Origin of the sequence: Sphingomonas phoenicis (assembly GCF_047238005.1) — a bacterium.
Classification (GTDB): domain Bacteria; phylum Pseudomonadota; class Alphaproteobacteria; order Sphingomonadales; family Sphingomonadaceae; genus Sphingomonas.
The window spans coordinates 1,662,812-1,688,134 of record NZ_JBDFMC010000002.1 but is presented as its reverse complement, the minus strand read 5'-3'; the positions used below and the strand labels follow the sequence as shown (position 1 = coordinate 1,688,134).

Sequence of the window (25,323 nt, the reverse complement as noted above, 5' to 3'; positions counted from 1 at the left end):
CCTCCCGATTAAGAGGCGGGCTGTCGACAAAAACTACTAAGTTCTTGACTTATCTGCGGACCTGTCCCGAGAAATGCCGCAGTGCAGCAAGGGGACGGCATGAAGCGTCTGGACGAAATGCGCGGGCTGGCCTGTCTGGGTGTGGTGACGTTCCACGCGGTTTCGTCCGAGCCGTCGCTGCGTGCATCCTCGATCGCGGCGGGGATCCAGCTGCTGAGCTATGTCAGGATGCCGCTGTTCATCGCAATCACCGGCATCATCTATGGCCGCAAGCGGCAGACCCAGTCGCTCGGCTGGAACGGCTGGGTGAAGCGCACCGCGCGGCTGTTGCCGCCGTTCCTGCTCCTGACGCTGGTCTGCTGCGGCATCGATCTGGCGGGAGGTCACGGCTTTCCGCTGGCATCCGCCATCCTGTTCGGCACCTGGCACCTCTGGTATCTGCAGGCGCTCGCGGTCGTGCTGCTGATCGTCTACGCGATCGAGCGGGCATGGCATCCGGGATCGCGCGGGCTGTGGGGAGCGGCGATCGTCGCCGGCGGCATCAGCGCGAGCGGCCTGCTGGCGCCGGTGCACCTGCTGTCGTTCGATCGCGGTGTCGACCTGCTGCCGCATTTCCTGTTCGGCGTGGTGATCGGGCAGGCGGGCAGTGCCAGCCTGGCGCCGCCGGTGCGGCGGGCGATCTATGTCGCGGGCAGTGCCGGGTTGCTGGCGGCGGCCGTGGGCATCGCGTCGGGCACGCCCTGGTCCTCTGCCTCGCTCATCGGCATCGCGATAGGCTGGGCGGCCATTCTGGGCCTGTATCGTCACATGCCTGCGGCACCGTCGTTCGCGCGGCTCGGCTGTTTCTCGCTGCCGGTGTTCCTGTGGCACCTGCCGGTGGCGGCGGTGCTGAGCGGCGTGTTGCTCAACCCGCTCGCGATCGAGCCGTATACGGCGGTCATGCTGCGCATCGCGTTCGGCATCGCGCTGCCCATGGTCGGCGTCCTGGTCGCCGAGCGGCTGGCCCCGCGGATCATCCCGATCGTCGGCCGGCGCAGTCGCCCCGACGCCTCGCCGCCGCGCCGCTGGCTGTATCCGCAGCACGAGCAGGCGTCGGCCGAGCCGGCGCTGGCCGATCAGAACTCCTCGTCGGGCGGCCCGTCCGGATCGCGCCGGTCCTCGGGCGGCGGTCCGCGATCGCGATCGCGGCGGGGCCCGACCGCGATCGACCCGTCGTCGTTCTGACGGATCTCCAGCCCCAGCTGGTCGAGCTGGTCGGCGGCGGCGTCGAGTGAATCGGGGATCAGGCCGTCGATCTCGTTGCCGGCCGCTTCCAGCAGGTTGGCGTCGGCCGGCACCACCTCCTCGCGCACGACGGGGGCGACGCCCAGCGCATCCTGCATGAAGCCGCGCCACAGCTGGGCGGGGATGCCGCCGCCGTGCAGGCCGGGGATGGGCGAGCTGTCGTCGTTGCCGATCCACACGCCCACGACCAGATCGCCGGCCGCACCGATGAACCAGCCGTCGCGGCTGTTCTGCGAGGTGCCGGTCTTTCCCCATGCGTCGATGCTGAGCGTCGCTTCCCGACCCGTGCCGCGCAGCGACGAGCCGAGCAGCGTCAGCATGTCGCCGCGCACCCGTTCCGGCAACCGCTTCTGCCCGCCGGCGATCGCCTGATACCAGGGCTTGTCGTCGACCTCGGCCACGCCGCGCGGCTCGACCGGATAGGCGCCGGCGGCGATCGCGGCATAGGCGGCGGTCAGCTCGATCAGCGACACCTCAGACGTGCCGAGGCCGATCGTCGCCTCGTTGGCGATGGGAGTCGAGATGCCCAGATCGCGTGCGGCGGCGATGACGTTGCGCACGCCCACCTCCTGCGTCAGCCGCGCGGCGACGACGTTGGACGAGCGGGCGAAGGCGCGACGCAGCGTGATCGGGCCCAGATAGCGATTGTCGTCGTTGCGCGGTTTCCAGCCGGCGATCTCGACCGGCGAATCATCCATCACCGTGTCGGGCGACATGCCGGCGCGCATCGCGGCGAGATAGACGAACAGCTTGAAGGTCGAACCCGGCTGTCGGCGCGCCTGCGTCGCGCGGTTGAACGGGCTCTTGGTGTAATCGCGCCCGCCGACCATCGCGACGATGCGCCCGTCGGGACGCATGGCGACGATCGCCGCCTGCGACTTGCCGAGGCCGGCGGCACGGACGGTGCGCTCGGCGATCTTCTGCAGCCGCGGGTCGAGCGTGGTGCGTACCGTCGCCTCCGCCTGAACCTCGCCGGCGCGGTCGCGGGCCTGGGGCAGCACCCAGTCGGCGAAATAGGTGCCGGTCGGCAGCGTCTGCGCCGGCCGGTCCAGCACCCGCTGCGGCTGCACCGCCGCCGCCTCCCGCGCGGTCAGGAAGCCGGCATCCTCCATCGCGGCGACGACCAGCATCTGGCGCGCGCGGGCGCCCTTCAGGTTGACGGTCGGCGCCAGGCGCGACGGCGCCTTGACCAGCCCGGCGAGCATCGCGGCCTGGCCGATGTTCAGCCGGTCCGGCGTGCGGCCGAAATAATGCTTCGCCGCGGCGGTGATGCCGTAGACGTTGTCGCCGAAATAGACGTTCGAGAGGTAGCGCGACAGGATCTGGTCCTTGGTCAGCCACGCCTCCAGCCAGAAGGCGATCATCACCTCGCGCAGCTTGCGCGCCGCGGTACGATCGGAATCGAGGAAGGCGTTCTTCGCCAGCTGCTGCGTGATCGTGCTGCCGCCCTGGCGCACCCCGCCGGAGCCGACATTCGCCCAGGCGGCACGGGCGATGCCACGCGGATCGATGCCCCAGTGCGAGTAGAAGCGGCGGTCCTCGATCGCCATGAACGCCTCGCGCACATGGGCGGGCAGGGCGGCCGCGTCGACCGGGGCGCCGATGATCGCGCCGCGCCGGGCGATCGGGGTGCCATCCTCCGCCAGCAGGGTGATCGACGGCGGCGTCGGCGGCTTCAGCGAGCGCGACAGCGGGGCGGTGATCGCGAGCCAGGCGATGGCGATCACCAGCAGCACGATCGCCGCGGCGGCGGCGCGCACCGCCCAGCGAGCGACCCAGCGCCACGACCGGCGCTGCGGCTCCGGCTCGCGCTCCGGCGGATCGGTCCACAGGTCGGGCGCGGTATAGGCGGGATAGGCATCGACGCCCCGCCCACGCGACGGCCAGAGCCGCGGCTGATCGGGATCGAAGGGGTCGGGGCGCATCGGCGAATTCCAGGACACGGGAGCGCTGTTTTACCTGTGTATCACACCTAGCGCAATGGCTCTGGTATAGCGGTTGGGCGAGGGGGTGGGAAGGTCGGTGCCGGCGTACCGGGCGTACCAGCCGTCACCTTAACCGACGCTGGCGTCTATTTGGAGAACCAGTGGCGGCGGACGAAGTAGATCACGACCCCCGCCGCGATCGCCGCGCAGACGCCCGTGATCGCATCGAAGGCCCATGGCTCCTGCGCGTAGGGCAGATGCGCCACGTTCATCCCGTACAGCCCGGTGATGAAGGTAAGGGGCAGGAACACCATCGCGACGATCGAGATGACCAGCGCGCGGCCGTCGATCTGCTCGGCGCGCAGGTCGGACAGCGTCTCGTGCATCAGCGCCGATCGCTCGCGGATCGATTCCAGCTCCTCGGCCATGCGCGCGGCGCGGTCGGCGGCGCTGGCGATGTGGAGCCGGTCGTCGTCCGCCAGCCAGTCGCCGGGCAGCGCCGCCAGCTTTTCCAGCGCGGCCCGCTGGGGATTGAGGAAGCGGCGATAGGCGATGGCGGCGATGCGCACCCGGCTAACATGGCGGCGCAGCTCGAACACCTTCGACGAATCGAGCTGTTCCTCGCAATCGTCGAGCTGGTCGCCCAGATCGGCGACGTCGGGATCGAGATCGGCGGTGATCGCCGCGGCGAAGGCGGTGATCAGGTCGCCGGGGTCGTGGACATGGCCGGCCGCCACCTCCTGCTTCACCATGCCGACCGCGACCAGCGGATTGCGCGTGACCGAGAAGACGCGACCCCTGATCGCCCACAGCCGCACCGAGGCGAGGAGGTCGGACCCGTCGATCTCCACCTTCGACCGGCCGCGCAGGTTGACGAAGGCGCCGTCGTCGAACGCCTCGCACCGGGGGCGCGTCTCGGTCGCGGTCAGCGCGTCGACGACGTAATCGTCGAGCGCGGCAGTCTCGTGCAGCCAGATGCGGGTATCGTCGTCGATCCCGGCCAGATGGATCCAGACGAGATCCGGCTGGCCCTTCAGCGCGGTGTCGAGCGGCACCTCGCTCGCATGGCCGTTGACGATGTGGAAGCAGAACGCCTTCATGGTCGCTCCAGATAGACCGACAGGCCGGTGGCGGAAACAGGCGATCGGGTGAGCCGCGCGGCATCGGCGCGCGCGCGGTCGAGGATGGCCGACGGCACGGTGCCGTCATGCACCACGCGGTCCGCCGCCGCGAGCCACCGCGCCTCGCGCAGGGTCAGGTCGTCTGGATCGTCGGAGCGCAGGCGGATGCGGACGACCTGCGTCGTGCCGTCGCCGGCCATCGCCTCGACGAGAGCGTCGGGGGCAAGCGCATCGTGATCCTCCAGCGGATCGAGCGGACCGCCCGCGGCGAGCGCGGCGCCGATCGCACGGCGCCGGTCGCCGCCGTCCGGCCAGCGTGCGCGCAGGGCGTCGCGCGCGGCCTGCAGGCCCGTCGCCAGCGTGCCGAGCGTGGCGGGCAGCAGCAGCTCCAGCCGCTGGCGCAGCGCAGCCGCCAGCCCGGCGGAGACGCCGCCGGTGCCGACCGCGACGATCACCGGGCCGCGCTCGACGATCGCGGGCAGGGTGAAGTCGCAGTGATCCGGCCGGTCGACCGCGTTGACCAGGATGCCGCGCGATTTCAGGCGGGCGATGGCGGCAAGCGCCTGCGCCTCGTCGTCGATCGCGACGATGGCCAACCGCGCTTCGTACTCCCTCCCCTTCAGGGGAGGGTTGGGGTGGGGCGGTGCGGCAGATGACGGCGTGCGTGGTGACGCCCCACCCCCGACCCCTCCCCTGAAGGGGAGGGGAGCGAGGTCCTCTCCCACCACCACGGCCCCCGCGCGTTCCAGCAGGCGGCGCTTGGCGTCCGCCGCCTCTCCGTCGCCCAGCAGGATGACCGGCCGCCCGCCCAGCCGCACGAACAGCGGCAGGCTGTGGAGGGTCATGCCGACAGCCACTCCGGCACGCGCTCGGCCGCCAGGATCGTCTCGGCGGCGATGCGGTCGGCGACGACGGCGAAGCGGTCGCCGTCGACCAGCACCTCGGGCACCAGCGGACGGCTGTTGTAGGTCGACGCCATCGTCGCGCCATAGGCCCCGGCGGTGCGGAAGACGGCGAGATCGCCGCCCTTCACCGCATCGATATCGCGCGCCATCGCAAAGGTGTCGCCGCTCTCGCAGACCGGACCGGCGATGTTGGCGGTCATCCGCTCGCCGGTGGGCGCCACGGCGACGAAGTCGTGCCACGCGTCGTAGAGGGCGGGCCGGGCGAGGTCGTTCATCGCGGCATCGACGATGACATAGGGGTGGACGACGCCGGGCTTCACCCACACCACCTCGGTCAGGAGGACGCCTGCGTTGCCGGCGATGACGCGGCCGGGTTCGAACATCAGCTCGACATCCCACCCTTGCGTCACTCGCGCGACCATGGCGCCGTACTCGGCCGGGCTGGGCGGATTGTCGCCGGCCCTGTACGGCACGCCCAGGCCACCGCCCAGGTCGACATGGGTGATGGTGTGGCCGGCCCCGCGCAACGCGGCGACCAGCTCGCCGACGCGCCGGTACGCCGCCTCCAGCGGAGCGAGATCAAAGAGTTGGCTGCCGATATGGCAAGCGACGCCGCGCAGGTTCAGGCCGGGCAGGCCCGCCAACCGGTCGACCATGGCCGCGGCCTGATCGATCGGCACGCCGAACTTGTTCTCCTTGCGCCCGGTCGAGATCTTGGCGTGGGTGCCGGCATCGACGTCGGGGTTGACGCGCAGGGTGGCGGGAGCGGTGATGCCGCGCTCTGCCGCCAGCGCGGCGAGGACGACGCCCTCCTCCTCCAGCTCCAGATTGAACTGGCCGATCCCCTCGTCGAGCGCGGCGGCAAGCTCTGCCCGGGTCTTGCCGACGCCGGAGAAGACGATGTTTTCGGCCGGGATTCCCGCCGCCAGCGCGCGCCGCATCTCGCCGGCCGAGACGACGTCGGCGCCGTAGCCCTCGTTCGCCAGCACGCGCAGCACCGCGACGTTGGGATTGGCCTTGATCGCATAGGCGAGATGCTTGCGCTCCACGCCGGCCAGCCCCTCGCGAAACACGCGGGCGTGGCGGCGCAGGGTGGCCGCCGAGTAGATGTAGACGGGCGTGCCGACCGCTGCGGCGATCGCCGGCAGCGGCACGTCCTCGACATGCAAGATGCCGTCGCGAAAGGAGAAATAGTCCATCGTTACCCTTGCGGCGGCAGGTCGAATTCGTCGGTGCGGCGCTCGTCGGAGTTGCGCAGCAGCTCGTCGCTGCGCTGCGGCCGCTGCTGCACGGTCGGGGTCAGCAGGTCGGCCGGCGTGGGCGTGGCGCGGGCGCCGGCCGGGGCGACGGGCAGCGTCTTGCCCTCGACCGGCTGAAGCCCGGATGCGGCGCCGCAACCGGCCAGCGCCAGCGCCGACAGCAGCGTCAACTGTACCTTGACCGTCAACTTCGTCATGACGCCCCCCTTGCCGCCCGGATCGCGGCGCGGACATTGGCGGGCGCGGTGCCGCCGAAGCTGGTGCGGCTGGCGACCGAGGCATCGACCGACAGCACGTCGTAGATCCCGGGGGTGATGCCGGGATGGATCACCTGAAGCTCGGCGAGCGGCAGCGCGTCCAGCCCGACGCCCAGCGCCTCCGCCCGCGCCACCGCGCGGCCGGTGACGTGATGCGCCTCGCGGAAGGGCAGCCCCGCCTCGCGCACCAGCCAGTCGGCGAGATCGGTGGCGGTGGCGAAGCCGCTTTCGGCCAGCGCGCGCATCCGGTCGGTCCGGAAGGTCGCGCTGGCGACCATCCCGGTCATCGCGGCGATGCTGAGCCCGAGCAGGTCGTGGCATTCGAAGACCGGCGGCTTGTCGTCCTGCATGTCCTTCGAATAGGCGAGAGGCAGGCCCTTCATCGTCACCATCAGCGACACCAGGCAGCCGGTGATCCGGCCGGCATGGCCGCGCACCAGCTCGGCCGCATCGGGATTGCGCTTCTGCGGCATGATCGAGCTGCCGGTCGACCATTGATCGCTGAGCGAGACGAAGCCGAACGGCTGCGACGCCCACAGCACGAACTCCTCCGCCAGCCGCGACAGGTGGAGCGAGCATTGCGCAGCGGCGGCGAGATAGTCGATCGCGAAGTCCCGGTCGCTGACCGCGTCGAGCGAGTTGCGGGTCGGCCCGTCGAAGCCGAGCGCCGCCGCGGTGGCGTGGCGATCGACCGGAAAGCCGGTGCCGGCGAGCGCCGCGCTGCCGAGCGGGCACAGGTTCATCCGCGCCCGCGCATCGGCGAAGCGCGACACGTCGCGGCCGGCCATCTCGACATAGGCCATCAGGTGATGGCCCAGCGTGACGGGCTGTGCCGATTGAAGGTGGGTGAAGCCCGGCATCACCGCATCGGCATGCTCCTCCGCCCGCGCCATCAGCGCCAGCCGCAACTCGCCGAGGGCGGCCAGCACCTGATCGATCGCGTCGCGCACCCAGAGGCGGAAATCGGTCGCGACCTGATCGTTGCGCGAGCGGGCGGTGTGGAGGCGACCCGCGACCGGGCCGATGGCATCCGCCAGCCGCGCCTCGGTCAGCATGTGGATATCCTCCAGGCTCAGATCGTCGGGCACGCCGTCCGCCTCGTACCCGGCAGCGACCTGCTCCAGCCCGGCGGCGATCGCGTCGGCATCGGCGGGGGCGACGATGCCCTGGCGCGCCAGCATAGCGACGTGCGCGCGGCTGCCGGCGATGTCCTGACGCCACATTCGCTTGTCGAACGGGAGCGAGGCGTTAATCTCCCGCATCACCGCCGACGGCCCCTCCGCGAAGCGGCCGCCCCACATGGCATTGGAGTTACTCATGCGTTCTGGAACCGTCCCGCTGGCTGTGTCGCTGGCCGTCCTGCTGGCCGGATGCGGCGATAGGGCCTCGAACGATGGCGGGCAAGGTAATGAAACCGCCGCACCGGCGACCAGCCCCGACGAGGCCGCACCCGCCGCACCGCAGCCGAAAAGCGGCGGGCTGGACAAGAGCCATGCCGGCGAGGCGGCGCCGACGCTGTCGTTCGTCGATCCCGCGGGCAAGCCGGTGACGCTGGCGGCGTTCCGTGGCAAGCCGGTGCTGCTGAACCTGTGGGCGACGTGGTGCGGGCCGTGCGTGAAGGAACTGCCGACGCTGGACACGCTGGCGACGCAGACGGCGGGCAAGCTGACGGTGGTGACGCTGAGCCAGGACATGGACCCGGCCAAGGTCGCGCCCTTCTTCGCGGAGCGGAAGTTCCGGACGCTGAAGCCCTATACCGACCCGAAGATGGCATGGGTGCCGGCGGTGGCGAACAACCTGCCGACCAGCATCCTGTACGACGCCGCGGGCAAGGAAGTGTGGCGGACGGTCGGCGATCTGGACTGGACGGGGGAGGTGGCGACGAAGGGGATCGCGGCGGTGGTGGGGTAGCCATCGCCCCCTCGCCGAACGTGGCGTGATCCCGCGGCGGCAGACCGGCACGTCGATTGTCGGCTCCACCCGATGCCGCACCTGGCCACGCTGATCTGCAACGGTGCCGAAGAATGCCGTCGTCGCCGTGACGACCAATGTTGCAAAGGCCGATGATCTTCAGCGCAAGGTCATTATATTACAGTTATATTTCCTGTGAGTGCTGTCGTCGAGCGTGCGACGCGCTATTGCTATCTGGCCTGTTAACCTTGCATCTGTCATTAGTGCAACTATGCTTGATGATGACAATTCTTTACAGATCAATAATCCTGATTTCGGGTTCGAGAACACGGATTCCTCAGAACTGTTACAGATGATCGACGGCATGCCGGTCGCGGTGATGACAGCAGATCCGCGGCGTGATTTCCGTATCAATTACGTCAATCGTACGTCGGTGGAAATAATGCGACGCATACAGGCGCATCTGCCAGTGCCGGCCGATCGCCTGCTTGGCGAATCGATCGACATCTTCCATTCCAATGCCCAACATCAACGGGCGATACTGAGTGATCCGTCACGGCTTCCGTTCAAGACGCGGATTCGCCTCGCGGATCAGGTGCTCTCGCTGGAGGCGACGGCGATCCGGGGCAAGGATGGCAGCTATCTCGCCCCCATGGTCACCTGGAAGCTCATCACCGAGGAGGTTCGTCTTTCCGACCGCATCAGCGATCTGGCACAGGCCCTGACGCAGTCGAACCGGCAGCTCGAGGCACAGGCGACGTCTCTGAACGATCGTGCGGCGCACAAGGAGGATGTGGCGACAAGCCTTGCCGATGTCGCCCGTCGCATGGAGGAAACGACCGGTTCGATATCCGATCAGGTCGCAAATGCATCCGCGCTGACCCGCGAGATCAGCAACAAGGCGCGCGTGACCCAGGAGGCAGTGGCCTCCCTGGAGGAGCGGGCTTCGGAGATCGGCAAGATGTCGGCGGCGATTGCCGCCATCGCTACCCAGACGAATTTGCTGGCGCTGAACGCCACGATCGAGGCTGCCCGCGCCGGTGATGCAGGCCGCGGTTTCGCCGTGGTCGCCCAGGAGGTCAAGGCGTTATCGACGCAGACGGCGATTACCAACGCCAAAATCAATCATCAGATCGTCGAGATGCTATCGGCCACGACCGAGGCGGCAAGTGCAATTCGACAGATTGCGGCAGAGATACACAATCTGCTCCATGCTCATGAGCGGATGTCGATGGCGAACGATCAGCAGGTAAACTCGACCCAGGCCGTCTCCAGCTCGGTCGGCGCGATGCGCAATGCGGTGAAAGATGCCGGTGATACCGCCAGAATCGTGTCGAACCTTGCTTCCGAACTCAGCGAAAAAGGAGATTCATTGCAGGCCGAGTTGAGCAATTTCCTCAACTCGTAGTTGTTTGCACTGGTCCTGTTTCGCCATCCGGTTTGAAAGAAGACCTTCCAGCCTTGCAACGACCTGCGAGGCGATGATGGGAAGCGTATGTGCGGACCGTTCATGTGGTCCAAGAGCTTTCGTGCCAGTAGCGAGGGCTGGCGGTCACGGGTCGACGGGACCCGTCGTGGAACTGCTCCCCAGCTCCTGTCCTGCGGCTCCCGGCGCAATCGCCCGGACTGTTCCGGTATGCTTCGTTCTTGTGAAAAGTGACAATTGTCTCGGTCGCCTGTGATGGCCTGCCCAGTTCGATAAGGCGGAAGTATTGGGTATGAACCAAGGCAATTACACCCATGATATCGGGTGCGCAGCGATACCACCCTCCCGTTTAGGAGGCTGGAAGGCCTTCGGTACTCATAGGCTCGGCCAGCCTACGACTTGAGTGTCATGCGGAGCCATACTGAGCCGTTGTGATGATGAACTCTGCTACATAAGAACCGCAGGTTCGAGTCGCCATCAGGAGGAATAACTTGTTAGTAGATTTTCTCATAGTAGCATCCGCTCAGATGGCAATGCCTTCCATATCCACCCCGCTCACATCGCAACAAGCGGAGGTGCCTAGGATTATGGCTGAAGATGGCATGGATTCATCTTCCGTATATGATGATCAGCTGAAGGTGACTCCGGGCAGTTTGTCCAACCCTCGCAAAGTAAGTAATTCGGAATTGCCCGACAAGAATTACTTGATAGGTCAGTTCAATTCCAAGATTGAGAAAGGAGCTAAGTCGAGTGGTTCTACGCTCAAGCCTATCAAGCAAAACATCTCGTCTTGTTCGATCATGGACTCGTTGGTTATCGGAGCGAATGTAATCAATACCGATGGTCTGAACGGCAGGGCTGCGCTGCTATCATGTCTGGACGGTAATGCGACTGTAACAGCTGAGGTGTTCGACTACTCGAAGCCCACCGATCCAGCTATGTCGTCAAAATTCAGGGCAAGACTGGATTATGTCGATTTTGCGAACGGGAAGCTATTATCGACATACATGGCGTCCGGCGAAGGTAGAAAATTTTACATCTTTGAGTGGATTGGCGAGAAAAAAAGCGTGACCCTATCGATTTTAGGAGAAGTCAACGCTTCTCCTCTTTCCCTCAAAGACACGGCATTGGCTGTGGTAAGTGAATTGGCGCAATAATTCCCCGGTTAGTCGGGCCATAGACAGTGGCGCAAATAGCTTCGTCGGACCGATGTGCCGCCATTGCCTGTTCCTCTCGCCTCGCATCACGCCAGCATGACCGGCGCCGGCGGTCCGACCTGATCCGAACGAAAAAGGCCGCCGCCTGCGGGTGCAGGCGACGGCCATTTCGTCGCGACCGGATGATCGGTCGGATCAGTCGTTCAGATACTCGCCCGCATCGGCGTCGGTGCCGGTGCCCGAGGGGACGACCGATGCCAGCGGATCGTCGCCGGTGCCGGCGTCGTCACGCACGCTGCGCTGCTCCTCGGCGGCGCGGAGTTCCGCGGCCGATTGCGGGGCGACCAGCGCGGCCGACAGTGCGCGCTGCTGGGCGCGGAGGGCGGCGTCGCGGCTGGTGGCGGCGACGCGGAGACGGTTCATGCCCGCACCCGTGCCGGCCGGGATCAGGCGCCCGACGATCACATTCTCCTTCAGGCCCATCAGCGTGTCCTGCTTGCCCTGGACCGCCGCCTCGGTGAGGACGCGGGTGGTCTCCTGGAACGACGCCGCCGAGATGAAGCTGCGGGTCTGCAGCGACGCCTTGGTGATGCCGAGCAGGATCGGCTTGCCCGATGCCCGCGCCTGGTTCTTGTCCAGCTTGTCGTTGATCGCGTCCATTTCCTCGCGATCGACCTGCTCGCCCTTCAGCAGCGTGGTGTCGCCGCCGTCGGTGATCTCGACCTTCTGCAGCATCTGACGAACGATCGTCTCGATGTGCTTGTCGTTGATCTTCACGCCCTGCAGACGATAGACCTCCTGGATCTCCGACACGAGATACTCGGCCAGCGGCTCGATCCCCATCGTCTCCAGAATGTCGTGCGGGTTGGGCGAGCCGCCGATCAGGTTGTCGCCACGCTTGACGTAGTCGCCTTCCTGAACGTCGATCACCTTCGACTTGGGCACCAGATACTCGACGACCTCGCCGCCATCCTCGGGCTGGATGCCGATCTTGCGCTTCGCCTTGTAGTCCTTGCCGAACACGACCCGGCCGGAGACCTTGGCGATGATCGCCGCCTCCTTGGGGATGCGCGCCTCGAACAGCTCGGCGACGCGCGGCAGACCGCCGGTGATGTCGCGCGTCTTGGCCGATTCACGGCTGACTCGCGCGATCACGTCACCGCCCTGCACCTGGGCGCCGTCCTCGACCGACAGGGTCGCACCCGCCGCCAGCATGTAGCGGCCGGCCTCGCCCGAATTCTCGTCGAGCAGGGTCAGGCGCGGACGCAGATCCTCCTTTGACTTGGTCGAGGTGCGGTACTCGGTGACGACGCGCTGGGCGATGCCGGTGGCCTCGTCCGTCACCTCGGTCAGGGTCTTGCCCTCGATCAGGTCGACGAACTTCACCGTGCCGGGGTTCTCGGTGATGACCGGCATGGTGAACGGATCCCATTCGGCCATGCGATCGCCCTTCGACAGCATGTGGCCGTCGTCGAACAGCACGTACGCGCCGTAGGGGATACGGTGCGTCGAAAGCTCGCGGCCGTCCATGTCGACGATCACGATCTCGCCCGAGCGGCTGAGCACCACGCGACGACCACGCTGGTCGATGATGATGCGCAGGTCCTTGTACTGGGCGGTGCCGTCGACCGGCGCCTCCAGGTTGGACTGCTCGTTCAGCTGCGCCGCGCCGCCGATGTGGAAGGTGCGCATCGTCAGCTGCGTGCCCGGCTCACCGATCGACTGCGCCGCGATCACGCCGACCGCCTCGCCGATGTTGACCGGCGTACCGCGGGCGAGATCGCGCCCGTAGCACTTGCCGCACACGCCGATCTTGCTCTCGCAGACCAGCGGCGAGCGGATCTTCATGCCCTGGACGCCCAGCGCCTCGATCTGCGCGACCATCGGCTCGTCGAGCAGCGTGCCCGACGGGATGACGACCTTGCCGGTCTTGCCGTCGACCACGTCCTCGGCCGTGGTGCGGCCCAGGATGCGCTCGCCGAGCGACGCGATGGTCGAGCCGCCCTGCATGATCGCCTTCATCTCGAGCGCGCGCTCGGTCCCGCAATCCTCCTCGATGATGACGCAGTCTTGGCTGACGTCGACGAGGCGGCGGGTGAGGTAGCCCGAGTTCGCGGTCTTCAACGCCGTGTCCGCGAGGCCCTTGCGGGCGCCGTGGGTGGAGTTGAAATATTCGAGGACGGTCAGGCCTTCCTTGAAGTTCGAGATGATCGGCGTCTCGATGATCTCGCCCGACGGCTTGGCCATCAGGCCGCGCATGCCGGCCAGCTGCTTGATCTGGGCCTGCGAACCGCGGGCGCCGGAATGGGCCATCATGTAGATCGAGTTGATGTCGCGCTCGCGGCCCTTCATCGGCCCGTCCTCATAGTGACGGACGGCCTTGATCTCGTTCATCATCGAGTTCGCGACCTGGTCGCCGCAACGGCTCCAGGCGTCGACCACCTTGTTGTACTTCTCCTGCTGCGTGATCAGGCCGTCCTGATACTGCTGCTCGAAGTCCTTCACCTGGTCGCGCGTCTCGTCGACCAGCTTCTCCTTGTCCGGCGCGATGATCATGTCGTCCTTGCCGAACGAGATGCCGGCGCGGAACGCGTGGCGGAAGCCCAGCGTCATGATCGCGTCGGCGAACAGCACGGTCTCCTTCTGGCCGGTGTGGCGATAGACCTCGTCGATCACGTCGCCGACGTCCTTCTTGGTCAGCAGGCGGTTGACCGTCTCGAACGGCACCTTGTGCGACTTGGGCAGCGTCTCGCCCAGCAGCATGCGGCCGGGCGTGGTCTCGTACCGCTTCAGATACTGCTTGCCCTGCTCGTCGGTCTGCGGAACGCGGCTGACGATCTTGGTGTGCAGCGTCACCGCCTGGGCGTTCAGCGCCTGATGCACCTCGGCCATGTCGCCGAGCAGCATGCCCTCGCCGGGCTCGCCTTCCTTCATCATCGACAGGTAGTACAGGCCCAGCACCATGTCCTGCGACGGCACGATGATCGGCTTGCCGTTCGCCGGCGACAGGATGTTGTTGGTCGACATCATCAGGACGCGCGCTTCCAGCTGGGCCTCGAGGCTCAGGGGGACGTGCACGGCCATCTGGTCGCCGTCGAAGTCGGCGTTGAACGCGGAGCAGACCAGCGGGTGGAGCTGGATCGCCTTGCCCTCGATCAGCACCGGCTCGAACGCCTGGATGCCGAGACGGTGGAGCGTGGGGGCACGGTTCAGCATCACCGGATGCTCGCGGATCACCTCGTCCAGGATGTCCCAGACTTCCTTGCGCTCCTTCTCGACCCACTTCTTGGCCTGCTTCAGGGTCATCGACAGACCCTTGGCGTCGAGGCGCGCGTAGATGAACGGCTTGAACAGCTCGAGCGCCATCTTCTTCGGGAGCCCGCACTGGTGCAGCTTCAGCTCCGGACCGGTGACGATGACCGAGCGGCCCGAATAGTCGACGCGCTTGCCGAGCAGGTTCTGGCGGAAGCGGCCCTGCTTGCCCTTCAGCATGTCGCTGAGCGACTTCAGCGGACGCTTGTTGGCGCCGGTGATCGTGCGGCCGCGGCGGCCGTTGTCGAAGAGGGCGTCGACCGCCTCCTGCAGCATGCGCTTCTCGTTGCGGACGATGATGTCCGGCGCGCGCAGCTCCATCAGCCGCTTCAGGCGGTTGTTGCGGTTGATGACGCGGCGATACAGGTCGTTGAGGTCCGACGTCGCGAAGCGGCCGCCGTCCAGCGGGACCAGCGGGCGCAGCTCGGGCGGGATGACCGGCACGACCTCGAGGATCATCCACTCCGGCCGATTGCCCGATTCCAGGAAGGACTCGACGACCTTCAGCCGCTTGATGATCTTCTTCGGCTTCAGCTCCGACTTGGTCGTCGCCAGCTCTTCGAGCAGGTCACGCTTCTCGCCCTCGAGATCGAGCGACTCGAGCATGATGCGCACGGCCTCGGCGCCGATGCCGGCCGAGAAGGCGTCCTCGCCATACTGGTCCTGCGCGTCGAGCAGCTCGTCCTCGGTGAGGAGCTGGTACCTCTCCAGCGGGGTCAGGCCCGGCTCGATGACGATATACGCCTCGAAGTACAGCACGCGCTCCAGCTGCTTCAGCTGCATGTCGAGCAGCAGGCCGATGCGGCTGGGCAGCGACTTCAGGAACCAGATGTGCGCGACCGGGGCGGCCAGCTCGATATGGCCCATCCGCTCGCGGCGGACCTTCGAGACGGTGACCTCGACGCCGCACTTCTCGCAGACGATGCCCTTGTACTTCATGCGCTTGTACTTGCCGCACAGGCACTCGTAATCCTTGATCGGACCGAAGATGCGCGCGCAGAACAGGCCGTCACGCTCGGGCTTGAACGTGCGATAGTTGATGGTCTCGGGCTTCTTGATCTCGCCGAAGGACCAGCTGCGGATCTTGTCGGGCGACGCGATGCCGATCTGGATCTGGTCGAAGGTCTCCGGCTTGACGACCGGATTGGCGAAGTTGGTCAGTTCGTTCATTTTCTTACCTCGTTCCCCTCCCGCTTGCGGGAGGGGTTAGGGGAGGGAAATTTCAGGCGTCGACGCGTGCTGCGTTCCCTCCCCCAGCCCCTCCCGCGGGCGGGAGGGGAGGAAGAAGGCTACGCGCTCACTCCGCCGCGATCGCGACGCCGTCCTCGTCGAGTTCATGGCTCTTCAGGTCGACGTTCAGACCCAGCGAGCGCATTTCCTTGACCAGCACGTTGAAGCTTTCCGGAATGCCGGCCTCGAACGTGTCGTCGCCCTTGACGATCGCCTCGTAGACCTTGGTGCGGCCGACCACGTCGTCGGACTTCACCGTCAGCATCTCCTGCAGCGTGTAGGCGGCGCCGTAGGCCTGGAGCGCCCAGACCTCCATCTCGCCGAAGCGCTGGCCGCCGAACTGCGCCTTGCCGCCCAGCGGCTGCTGGGTGACGAGCGAGTAGGGGCCGATCGACCGGGCGTGGATCTTGTCGTCGACCAGATGGTGCAGCTTCAGCATGTAGATGATGCCGACGGTGACCTTGCGGTCGAACTTGTCGCCGGTGCGCCCGTCGAACAGGTCCGACTGGCCCGACACGTCGAGCCCCGCCAGATCCAGCATCGCCGCCACATCGGCCTCCACCGCGCCGTCGAACACCGGGGTCCCCATCGGTACGCCGGCCTTCAAGTTCTCCGCCAGCTCGACGATCTCCTGGCCGTCGCGCGCCTCGATGTCGGTGGCGTAATGCTCGCCGTAGACCTCGATCAGCCGTGCCTTGACCGCGTCGGGCATGAGGCCGGGCTTCGCATCGGGATTGGCCTCGCGCCAATCCTCCAGCTGTGCCGCGATCTGCTGGCCCAGGCCGCGCGCGGCCCAGCCCAGATGCGTCTCAAAGATCTGGCCGACGTTCATGCGGCTCGGCACGCCCAGCGGGTTCAGCACCAGATCGACCGGCGTCCCGTCCGCGAGGAAGGGCATGTCCTCCTGCGGCAGGATGCGGCTGATGACGCCCTTGTTGCCGTGACGGCCGGCCATTTTGTCGCCCGGCTGCAGCTTGCGCTTCACCGCGACGAACACCTTGACCATCTTCAGCACGCCCGGCGGCAGCTCGTCGCCCCGCTCCAGCTTCTCGCGGCGATCGTGGAACTTGTCCGTGATCCGCTTGGCCGCCTCGTCATACTGCTGCTTCACGGCTTCCAGGTTCGACTGGACCGTGTCGTCCTGCACCGCGAACTTCCACCACTCGTGGCGGTCGACGCTGTCCAGCAGGTCCATGTCGATCGTGGCGCCCTTCTTCAGGCCCTTCGGCACCGCGGTCGCGACCTGATCGAGCAGCATCTCGCGCAGGCGGGACCAGGTGGCCCGGTTCAGGATCGTGCGCTCGTCGTCCGAGTCCTTCTTCAGGCGCTCGATCTCCTCGCGCTCGATCGCCATCGCGCGCTCGTCCTTGTCGATGCCGTGGCGATTGAAGACGCGGACGTCGACGATCGTGCCCGACACGCCCGGCGGCAGGCGCAGCGACGTGTCGCGCACGTCGGACGCCTTTTCACCGAAGATGGCGCGGAGCAGCTTCTCCTCCGGCGTCATCGGGCTCTCGCCCTTGGGCGTGATCTTGCCGACCAGGATGTCGCCCGGCTCCACCTCTGCACCGATATAGACGATGCCCGCCTCGTCGAGGTTGCGCAGCGCTTCCTCGCCGACGTTCGGGATGTCGCGGGTGATGTCCTCCGGCCCCAGCTTCGTGTCGCGGGCCATCACCTCGAACTCGTCGATGTGGATCGACGTGAACACGTCGTCCTTCACGATCCGCTCCGAGATGAGGATCGAGTCCTCGTAGTTGTAGCCGTTCCACGGCATGAACGCGACGAGGGCGTTGCGGCCCAGCGCCAGCTCGCCGAACTCGGTCGACGGGCCGTCGGCGATCACGTCGCCCTCGCGCACGATGTCGCCCACCTTCACCAGCGGACGCTGGTTGATGCAGGTCGACTGGTTCGAGCGCTGGAACTTCATCAGCGTGTAGATGTCGACGCCCGACTTGGCCGAATCGACCTCACCGGTCGCGCGGATCACGATGCGCGCGGCATCGACCTGATCGACCACGCCCGCCCGCTTGGCCGAGATCGCGGCGCCCGAATCGCGCGCCACCGTCTCTTCCATGCCGGTGCCGACGAACGGCGCCTCGGCGCGGACCAGCGGCACCGCCTGGCGCTGCATGTTCGATCCCATCAGCGCGCGGTTGGCGTCGTCGTTCTCCAGGAACGGGATCAGCGATGCGGCGACCGACACCAGCTGCTTCGGGCTGACGTCCATCAGCGTGATGTTGTCGGGCAGCGCCATCAGGAACTCGCCCGCCTGACGCGACGACACCAGCTCCTCGGCGAAGCCACCATCCTCGTTCAGCTCGGCCGAGGCCTGCGCGATCGTGTGCTTGGCCTCTTCCATCGCCGACAGGTAGACGACGTCGTCGGTGACCTTGTGGTCGACGACCTTGCGGTACGGCGTCTCGATGAAGCCGTACTTGTTCACCCGGCTGAACGACGCCAGCGAGTTGATCAGGCCGATGTTCGGGCCTTCCGGCGTCTCGATCGGGCAGATGCGGCCGTAATGGGTCGGGTGGACGTCGCGAACCTCGAAGCCCGCACGCTCACGCGTCAGGCCACCCGGCCCGAGCGCCGACACGCGACGCTTGTGCGTCACTTCGGACAGCGGGTTGGTCTGGTCCATGAACTGCGACAGCTGCGACGAGCCGAAGAACTCGCGCACCGCGGCGACCGCCGGCTTGGCGTTGATCAGGTCGTTCGGCATCACGGTGGACACGTCGACCGACGACATCCGCTCCTTCACGGCGCGCTCCATGCGGAGCAGGCCGACGCGGTACTGGTTCTCCAGCAGCTCGCCGACCGACCGCACGCGGCGGTTGCCGAGATTGTCGATGTCGTCGATCTCGCCCTTGCCGTCCTTCAGGTTCACAAGCGTCTTCACGACCTCGAGAATGTCCTCGGTGCGCAGCGTCGTGACCGTGTCCTCGACGTCGAGGTCGAGGCGCATGTTCAGCTTGACGCGGCCGACCGCCGACAGGTCGTACCGGTCGGGATCGAAGAACAGGCCGGCGAACAACGCCTCCGCCGTCTCCAGCGTCGGCGGCTCGCCGGGGCGCATGACGCGGTAGATGTCCGACAGCGCCTGCTCGCGCTCCTCGGCCTTGTCCGCCTTCAGCGTGTTGCGGATCCACGGGCCGGTGGTGACATGGTCGATGTCGAGCAGCTCGATCGTCGAGATGCCGGCCTGATCCAGCTTCTCGAGATTGTCGGCGCCGATCTCGTCGCCCGCCTCGACATAGATCTCGCCGGTCGACTCGTTGATCAGGTCGTAGGCGGAATAGCGGCCGTAGATCTCCTCGGTCGGGATCAGCAGCTGGGCCAGACCGTCCTTGGCGGCCTTGTTGGCGGCGCGGGGCGAGATCTTCTGGCCGGCGGCGAACACCACCTCTCCGCTGGCGGCGTCGACGATGTCGAACAGCGGCTTCACGCCGCGCCAGTTCTCGGCCGCGAACGGGATCACCCAGCCACCCTGGCCGCGGACATAGGTCACGCGGTTGTAGAAGTGGTTCAGGATGTCCTCGCTGGTCATGCCCAGCGCGTAGAGGAGCGCGGTGACCGGCAGCTTGCGCTTGCGGTCGATACGGACGTTGACGATGTCCTTGGCGTCGAACTCGAAATCGAGCCAGCTGCCGCGATAGGGGATGACGCGGGCGGCGAACAGGTACTTGCCCGACGCGTGCGTCTTGCCGCGATCATGGTCGAACAGCACGCCCGGCGAGCGGTGCATCTGCGACACGATCACGCGCTCGGTGCCGTTGATGAAGAAGGTGCCGTTCTCGGTCATGAGCGGCATGTCGCCCATGTAGACGTCCTGCTCCTTGATATCGATGACCGACTTGGCCTCGGTATCGGGATCGACCTCGAACGCGGTCAGGCGCAGGGTGACGCGCATCGGCGCGGCATAGGTGATCCCGCGCTGGCGGCACTCCTCGACGTCGAACTTCGGCGGCTCGAGCACGTAATCGTCGAAATCGAGATAGGCGGTGCCGGCGAAATCCTGGATCGGGAAGACGCTGCGCAGCGTCTTCTCAAGGCCGGACACGTGGCCGGTCGACTTGTCGGAGCGCAGGAACTGCTCGTAGCTTTCGCGCTGCACCTCGATCAGGTTCGGCATCTGCACGACTTCGTGGATGTTGCCGAACACCTTGCGGATACGCCGCTTCGCGGTGCCGCTCTCAGCCCGGCGGGTCTTGCCGGCGTCGATCGCCTTGGTTGCCATGAATAGTGCCTCGTCAGCCAGAATTACGAGCGCAGGAGCGGACGCGAAAAAGCCGATCGCAAGAGCTGCGTCGGCTGATCGGCGTCGTGAAACCGCCAGTTTCCCATTCGATCGACACGCTGCGCGACGGCATGTCGTTTCCCGGAAGCTGTGGTGAAGGTGGCGATATAGGCGCGGTGTTGGATCGTGTCAAACCGGCGGGGCCGGCGGAGAACGCGGTCGGCCGGCGGCGCGTGCCACCCGCCGACGATCGCGTCCCCGATCGGTCAGGCGAGCGCCGCTGCGCGGCGGGCGCGGCGCCGCGCGGTGGCGCCGACCATGGCGAAGCCGACCAGCATCAGCGCCCAGGTGGCCGGCTCCGGCACCGGGGCGACGGCGCGGCTCAGCACGGTCAGGCCGGCGCCGCGGGCGTTGCCGACATTGCCGCGATCGTCGACCAGATAGATGTTGCCCTGCCGGTCGAGGGTGATCCCCTCGAACACACCGGGGGCGTTCAGGCCGGCCAGGCTCAGGCTGCTGACCAGCCCGCCGGTGCGCGTCACCTCGTACAGCATCCGCCCGTCGCCGCTGAGGAGCAGCAGGTTCGAGAAATAGTCGGTGCCCGCGAACCCCGGCACCTGCGCCAGCACCGCGACATCGGCGAGGGTGGTGCCGGCGGCGAGCAGCGACGACGGATCGAAGGGACGCGTGGTCGTGCCGGTGGTCGGCGTGCCGAACGCGACCTGGCTGAAATACACCGCCGGCGCGATCGTCGCGGTGCCGCCCTGGCGCACGCCGAAGAAGCCGCCGGTGACCGGGTCGAGGGCAATCCCCTCCAGCCCGTTGTTGCCGACGGCGGTGCCGCCGTTGATCAGGTAGCGCTCGGCCGCGGGCTTGTCGGTATAGTAGCTGGAGGGCAGGCCGCCGACGGTGCCGTTCGACGATGCGACGCCCACGCGGACGATCTCCTCGGTCCGCTCCTCGGCCAGCGCGTACTGGCCATTGCCGAGATAGGCGATCCCCTCGACATCGCGGTAGCCGCCGGTCTGGACGTCGCGGTTGCGCAGCTTGTCGGCGCTGAGCTTGGTGCCGGTCAGCGAGAAATCGGCGATGTCGTCGCCCTCGTCGTCGACCATGGTCAGGACGTTGCGATCGTAATTGTAGGTGACGCCGGATGCCTCGTCGAAGTCGATGTCGCGTTGCAGCGTCACCTTGTAGGTCGACAGGTCGAGCGCCGCCTGGGCGGGACCGGCGAGCGCGGCCGCGGCGATGGCGGCGGCGGCGAAGCGGAGGATCATGGTGGCGTGCCCCTTTTGGTTGTCGCGCCGTTAACCGCCGCGGATCGGAGAGGCTGGTAGCCGCCATGCATGACGGATCGGGGTCGCCGTGATGACGGATCGACGACGATGACGGGGGGGCACGGGCTCACGAAAAGGGGCGGCCTCCTTGCGGAAGCCGCCCCCTTTTTGCTGGCGGCCGACATGGGAGTTAATCCCATGAGCCTGCCCCCGCGCAGGCGGGGGTCGGACGGGCCTTGGCCCGCCGGCCGGCCTCGCGGTGAGTAGGCAGCGCGCTGCCCACCCGGCCGCTCGGCTTACTTCAGCTCGACGGTCGCGCCGGCTTCTTCCAGCTGCTTCTTGACCTTCTCGGCCTCGTCCTTGTTCACGCCTTCCTTGACGGCCTTCGGCGCGCCCTCGACGAGAGCCTTCGCCTCGGTCAGGCCCAGGCCGGTGATCGCGCGGACTTCCTTGATGACGTTGATCTTCTTGCCACCGTCGCCGGTAAGGATCACGTCGAACTCGGTCTTCTCTTCAGCGACCGGAGCGGCAGCGCCGCCGCCGGCGGCAGGAGCCGCAACCGCGGCGGCGGCCGAGACGCCCCACTTCTCTTCGAGCAGCTTCGACAGCTCGGCTGCTTCCAGGACGGTCAGTTCGCTCAGGCTCTCAACGAGCGCGTTCAGGTCTGCCATGTGTATTCTCCATGCGGGGCGCTCCGGCCCCAAAGTTCAGTTCGAAAAAACCAGTGATCGGCCGGCAGCTTACGCTGCCTCCTTCTCCGCATAGGCGGACAGGACACGCGCGATCTGGGCCGCGGGCGCCTGCGTGATGGTCGCCAGCTTCGTGGCGGGCGCCACGATCAGGCCGACGATCTTCGCACGCAGCTCGTCCAGCGACGGCAGGGTGGCGAGTGCCTGGACACCGGCGACATCGAGGGGCGTCGAGCCCATCGCGCCGCCCACGATTTCGAACTTGTCGTTCGTCTTCGCGAAATCGACCGCAATCTTCGCTGCGGCGACCGGGTCGGTCGAGGTGGCGAGGCCGACGGGGCCGGTCAGCATGTCGCCGATCGATCCGTAATCGGTCCCGTCAAGGGCGATCCTGGCAAGCTTGTTCTTCGAGACCTTGTAGGTCGCGCCGGCGTCCCGCATCCGATTTCGCAGCACAGTCGACTGTGCAACGGTCATGCCGAGGTTGCGGGTGACGACCACCACGCCGACCTCGGAGAAGGTGCGGTTCAGTTCGGCGACGGCCGCGGCCTTTTGAGCACGATCCATGCCATTCTCCACATTCTGGACGTGCGCCCGGGAAGGAACGCGCGTCCGGTTACGACCGGACGGCGACGCCGTCCGGAGTGTCCAGCGATGGGGAAAGGGGGATCGGCCGCATGGAGATGCGGCAGATGGAATCTCTATCCCCGTCTCGGCAGGAAATTAAGCCGCGGGCAGACCCCGTGGCACCTACTGTCTAGGACGGAGTTCGACGGGCAGGGCCTGTCGAACGCGCCGCCGCCCTTAACGTGCGCGCCGGCAAAGTCAATTCGCCGCGGCGCGATTGACCCGGCCCGCCCGCCTCGCCTACCGCCGCATCGCATAAGGAGAGATCTCGATGCGGAAGCTTTATCCGGATGCGGCGGCGGCGCTGGAGGGGCTCCTCCACGACGGGATGACGATCTGCGCGGGCGGGTTCGGGCTGTGCGGCATCCCCGAGCGGCTGATCGACGCGATCCGCGACGCCGGCACGACGGGCCTGACGATCGCCAGCAACAATGCCGGCATCGACGGCGAGGGCCTCGGCAAGCTGCTGCGCACGCGGCAGGTGAAGAAGATGATCTCCAGCTATGTCGGCGAGAACAAGGAGTTCGAGCGGCAGTACCTGGCCGGCGAGCTGGAGGTGGAGTTCTGCCCGCAGGGGACGCTGGCCGAACGCTGCCGGGCAGGGGGCGCGGGCATTCCCGGCTTCTATACGAAGACCGGCGTCGGCACCCAGGTGGCCGAGGGCAAGGAAGTCAAGAATTTCGACGGGCAGGATTACATCCTGGAGCGCGGCATCCGCGCCGACCTGTCGATCATCAAGGGCTGGAAGGCCGACGAGAGCGGCAACCTGATCTTCCGCAAGACGGCGCGCAACTTCAACCAGCCGATGGCGACCGCGGGCCGCGTCTGCGTGGCGGAGGTGGAGGAGGTGGTGCCGGTCGGCACGCTCGATCCCGACCACATCCACCTGCCAGGCATCTATGTGAAGCGGATGATCGTGGGTGCACCCTACGACAAGAAGATCGAGTTCCGCACCGTGCGGCAGCGGGAATCGGCATGACCGCCGACCGGAAGGGCGCCATCGTGCTGGAGAATGGCGACACCCTGACTGACGAATCTGCCGAGATCGCGCGCATCTGGATCACGGACGGCGCCGGCAGCAGCGTGTGGATCGCCGCGCACATTCTCGAAGACCCGATCGTCTTCGGGTATCTGATGACGGATACCATCCGCCATGCCGCGCGCGCCTATGCGGGGACGTGGTCGATCGACGAGGGCGCGGCGCTGCAGGCGATCGTTGGTGGCCTAAGCGAACAGCTGCGCGACCAAACCGGCACCATCACGACGATACAGGAAGGGAGTCTGAACTGATGGCCCTGGAAAACAAGGGGTGGGATCGCAACCAGATGGCGGCGCGTGCGGCGCAGGAGCTGCGCGACGGCTATTACGTCAATCTCGGCATCGGCATCCCGACGCTGGTGGCGAACAACATCCCCGCGGGGATGACGGTGACGTTGCAGTCGGAGAACGGGATGCTGGGCATCGGGCCGTTCCCGTACGAGGGCGAGGAGGACGCCGACCTGATCAATGCCGGCAAGCAGACGATCAGCGAACTGCCCCAGTCCGCCTATTTCGGCAGCGAGCAGAGCTTCGCGATGATCCGGGGCGGGCATATCGACCTGACCGTGCTGGGCGCGATGGAGGTCAGCGAGGATGGCGACATCGCCAACTGGATGATCCCGGGCAAGATGATCAAGGGCATGGGCGGCGCGATGGATCTGGTCGCCGGCGTGAAGCAGATCATCGTGGTGATGGACCACAATGCCAAGGACGGCAGCCCCAAGTTCATCCCGTCGTGCACGCTGCCGCTGACCGGCAAGAACGTCGTCGACATGATCGTCACCGATCTGGCGGTCTTCCGCCGCCCGGACCACGACAGCGCGTTCCGCCTGATCGAATGCGCGCCCGGCGTGACGGCGGACGAGGTGCGGGCGAAGACGACGGCGGCGTATGATGGCTGAGGATTCGCCGTCGGTGGGGGAGCGGCCACGCTGGCGATACCGGTTCGACAATTACCACCGCGCGTTCGTCCTGCTCCGCGAGGCGATGGAACTGCTGGCGGAGCGATCGCTGACGCCCTTGGAGCGTGAGGGCATCATCCAGCGTTTCGAATATAGCTGGGAACTCGCCTGGAAGACGCTGGCTGACTTTCTTGTCCATCAGGGCATCATGGTGCCTGCCGTATCGCCACGCACGGTGCTGCGGGCGGCGTACGAGTCGGGCTTCGTCACCCGTGGCGAGGACTGGATGGCGGCGCTGGATGCGCGGAACAAGATGTCGCACACCTACGACCTGAGGCAGTTCGAGGCAGTCATCGTGCAAATCCGCGAACGCTTCTTCTCGTTGTTCGAAGAATTGCACGACATGCTGCTGAGCGAGGCGGTGCGCACGGATGCCGGCAGTGACTGACATGATCGGACCGGCCGATCGGCAGGCGCTGCGCCACGTGCTGGCCGCGTTCGCCGACCGGATCGATTCGGTCGCACTGTTCGGTTCGCGAGCGACCGGCCGTGCCCGCCCGAATTCGGACATCGATATCGTCATCTACGGCATGCTGGATCAGGCGGCGGTCGACCGGCTCTGGAGCTTGCTGGAGGATAGCGCGCTGAGCGTCTCGGTCGATATTGTCGCTTATGGCGATGGCGTGTATCCACCGCTGCGCCAGCATATCGACCGCACGGCACGGCCGCTCTTCTCGCGTGCCGAGCTGCAGGCGGCGTAACC

The 25,323-nt window shown here is 66.8% G+C and carries 20 protein-coding genes; 9 read left to right on the top strand and 11 right to left on the bottom strand.

Annotated elements, in window-relative coordinates; translation table 11 throughout:
* The first annotated feature begins 99 nt into the window (after window positions 1–99).
* Window positions 100–1,224, top strand: coding sequence for an acyltransferase family protein (locus ABC319_RS09305; protein ID WP_413069950.1), 1,125 nt, complete (start codon window positions 100–102; stop codon window positions 1,222–1,224).
* Here the strand turns inward: ABC319_RS09305 and ABC319_RS09300 are convergent.
* The 6 genes from ABC319_RS09300 to argH form a co-directional block, all read right to left on the bottom strand.
* The gene (locus ABC319_RS09300; RefSeq protein WP_413069949.1) at window positions 1,116–3,209 is read right to left on the bottom strand and encodes a transglycosylase domain-containing protein; all 2,094 of its coding nucleotides are present in this window, start codon (window positions 3,207–3,209) and stop codon (window positions 1,116–1,118) included. The two genes, ABC319_RS09305 and ABC319_RS09300, sit on opposite strands and share 109 nt — an antisense overlap.
* 146 nt (window positions 3,210–3,355) lie before the next feature.
* A complete protein-coding gene (locus ABC319_RS09295; protein WP_413069948.1) occupies window positions 3,356–4,309 on the bottom strand; it encodes a CorA family divalent cation transporter in 954 nt (317 codons plus the stop codon).
* The gene (locus ABC319_RS09290; protein WP_413069947.1) at window positions 4,306–5,175 is read right to left on the bottom strand and encodes a precorrin-2 dehydrogenase/sirohydrochlorin ferrochelatase family protein; all 870 of its coding nucleotides are present in this window, start codon (window positions 5,173–5,175) and stop codon (window positions 4,306–4,308) included. The genes ABC319_RS09295 and ABC319_RS09290 overlap by 4 nt, the downstream gene beginning before the upstream one ends.
* Window positions 5,172–6,434, bottom strand: coding sequence for a diaminopimelate decarboxylase (gene lysA / locus ABC319_RS09285; RefSeq protein ID WP_413069946.1), 1,263 nt, complete (start codon window positions 6,432–6,434; stop codon window positions 5,172–5,174). Before lysA ends, ABC319_RS09290 begins: the two co-directional genes overlap by 4 nt.
* A gap of 2 nt (window positions 6,435–6,436) precedes the next feature.
* Entirely contained in the window at window positions 6,437–6,691 is a 255-nt protein-coding gene (locus ABC319_RS09280; protein WP_413069945.1) for a hypothetical protein, read from the bottom strand.
* Window positions 6,688–8,052 (bottom strand): argininosuccinate lyase, encoded by a 1,365-nt coding sequence (gene argH, locus ABC319_RS09275; protein WP_413071667.1) that lies wholly within the window; start codon window positions 8,050–8,052, stop codon window positions 6,688–6,690. Before argH ends, ABC319_RS09280 begins: the two co-directional genes overlap by 4 nt.
* A 16-nt stretch (window positions 8,053–8,068) precedes the next feature.
* Here argH and ABC319_RS09270 point away from each other — a divergent pair, with 16 nt between their 5' ends.
* From ABC319_RS09270 to ABC319_RS09260, 3 genes are all read left to right on the top strand, one after another.
* A complete protein-coding gene (locus ABC319_RS09270) occupies window positions 8,069–8,662 on the top strand; it encodes a TlpA family protein disulfide reductase (RefSeq protein ID WP_413069944.1) in 594 nt (197 codons plus the stop codon).
* A gap of 271 nt (window positions 8,663–8,933) precedes the next feature.
* Window positions 8,934–10,070, top strand: coding sequence for a methyl-accepting chemotaxis protein (locus tag ABC319_RS09265; protein WP_413069943.1), 1,137 nt, complete (start codon window positions 8,934–8,936; stop codon window positions 10,068–10,070).
* 605 nt (window positions 10,071–10,675) lie between these two features.
* Complete coding sequence (locus ABC319_RS09260) at window positions 10,676–11,245, top strand: hypothetical protein (RefSeq protein WP_413069942.1); 570 nt, start codon at window positions 10,676–10,678, stop codon at window positions 11,243–11,245.
* A 195-nt stretch (window positions 11,246–11,440) separates the two neighbouring features.
* Here the strand turns inward: ABC319_RS09260 and rpoC are convergent, their stop codons facing one another.
* The 5 genes from rpoC to rplJ all read right to left on the bottom strand — a co-directional run bounded on the left by rpoC (window position 11,441) and on the right by rplJ (window position 22,560).
* Window positions 11,441–15,727, bottom strand: a complete 4,287-nt coding sequence (gene rpoC / locus ABC319_RS09255; protein ID WP_413069941.1) for a DNA-directed RNA polymerase subunit beta' — start codon at window positions 15,725–15,727, stop codon at window positions 11,441–11,443.
* Window positions 15,728–15,854: 127 nt separating this feature from the next.
* Entirely contained in the window at window positions 15,855–20,027 is a 4,173-nt protein-coding gene (gene rpoB / locus ABC319_RS09250; RefSeq protein ID WP_413069940.1) for a DNA-directed RNA polymerase subunit beta, read from the bottom strand.
* 266 nt (window positions 20,028–20,293) lie between these two features.
* On the bottom strand, window positions 20,294–21,304 hold the full coding sequence (locus ABC319_RS09245) for an SdiA-regulated domain-containing protein (RefSeq protein ID WP_413069939.1): 1,011 nt from the start codon (window positions 21,302–21,304) through the stop codon (window positions 20,294–20,296).
* A gap of 296 nt (window positions 21,305–21,600) precedes the next feature.
* Entirely contained in the window at window positions 21,601–21,975 is a 375-nt protein-coding gene (gene rplL / locus ABC319_RS09240) for a 50S ribosomal protein L7/L12 (protein WP_413069938.1), read from the bottom strand.
* 69 nt (window positions 21,976–22,044) lie between these two features.
* A complete protein-coding gene (gene rplJ / locus ABC319_RS09235) occupies window positions 22,045–22,560 on the bottom strand; it encodes a 50S ribosomal protein L10 (protein WP_413069937.1) in 516 nt (171 codons plus the stop codon).
* 331 nt (window positions 22,561–22,891) lie between these two features.
* Between rplJ and ABC319_RS09230 the strand changes: the two genes are divergently transcribed.
* Genes ABC319_RS09230 through ABC319_RS09210 form a run of 5 tightly spaced genes read left to right on the top strand, consistent with a single transcriptional unit; the run spans window position 22,892 to window position 25,321 of the window.
* On the top strand, window positions 22,892–23,599 hold the full coding sequence (locus ABC319_RS09230; RefSeq protein WP_413069936.1) for a CoA transferase subunit A: 708 nt from the start codon (window positions 22,892–22,894) through the stop codon (window positions 23,597–23,599).
* Complete coding sequence (locus tag ABC319_RS09225) at window positions 23,596–23,910, top strand: DUF5076 domain-containing protein (RefSeq protein ID WP_413069935.1); 315 nt, start codon at window positions 23,596–23,598, stop codon at window positions 23,908–23,910. Before ABC319_RS09230 ends, ABC319_RS09225 begins: the two co-directional genes overlap by 4 nt.
* Window positions 23,910–24,560 (top strand): CoA transferase subunit B, encoded by a 651-nt coding sequence (locus ABC319_RS09220; RefSeq protein ID WP_413069934.1) that lies wholly within the window; start codon window positions 23,910–23,912, stop codon window positions 24,558–24,560. Before ABC319_RS09225 ends, ABC319_RS09220 begins: the two co-directional genes overlap by 1 nt.
* Window positions 24,553–25,008 carry a nucleotidyltransferase substrate binding protein gene (locus ABC319_RS09215; protein WP_413069933.1) on the top strand — a complete coding sequence of 152 codons (456 nt, stop codon included), beginning with the start codon at window positions 24,553–24,555 and terminating at the stop codon, window positions 25,006–25,008. Before ABC319_RS09220 ends, ABC319_RS09215 begins: the two co-directional genes overlap by 8 nt.
* 1 nt (window position 25,009) lies before the next feature.
* Window positions 25,010–25,321: a nucleotidyltransferase family protein gene (locus tag ABC319_RS09210; RefSeq protein ID WP_413071666.1), complete on the top strand. Its 312-nt coding sequence runs from the start codon at window positions 25,010–25,012 to the stop codon at window positions 25,319–25,321.
* Window positions 25,322–25,323: the final 2 nt, after the last annotated feature.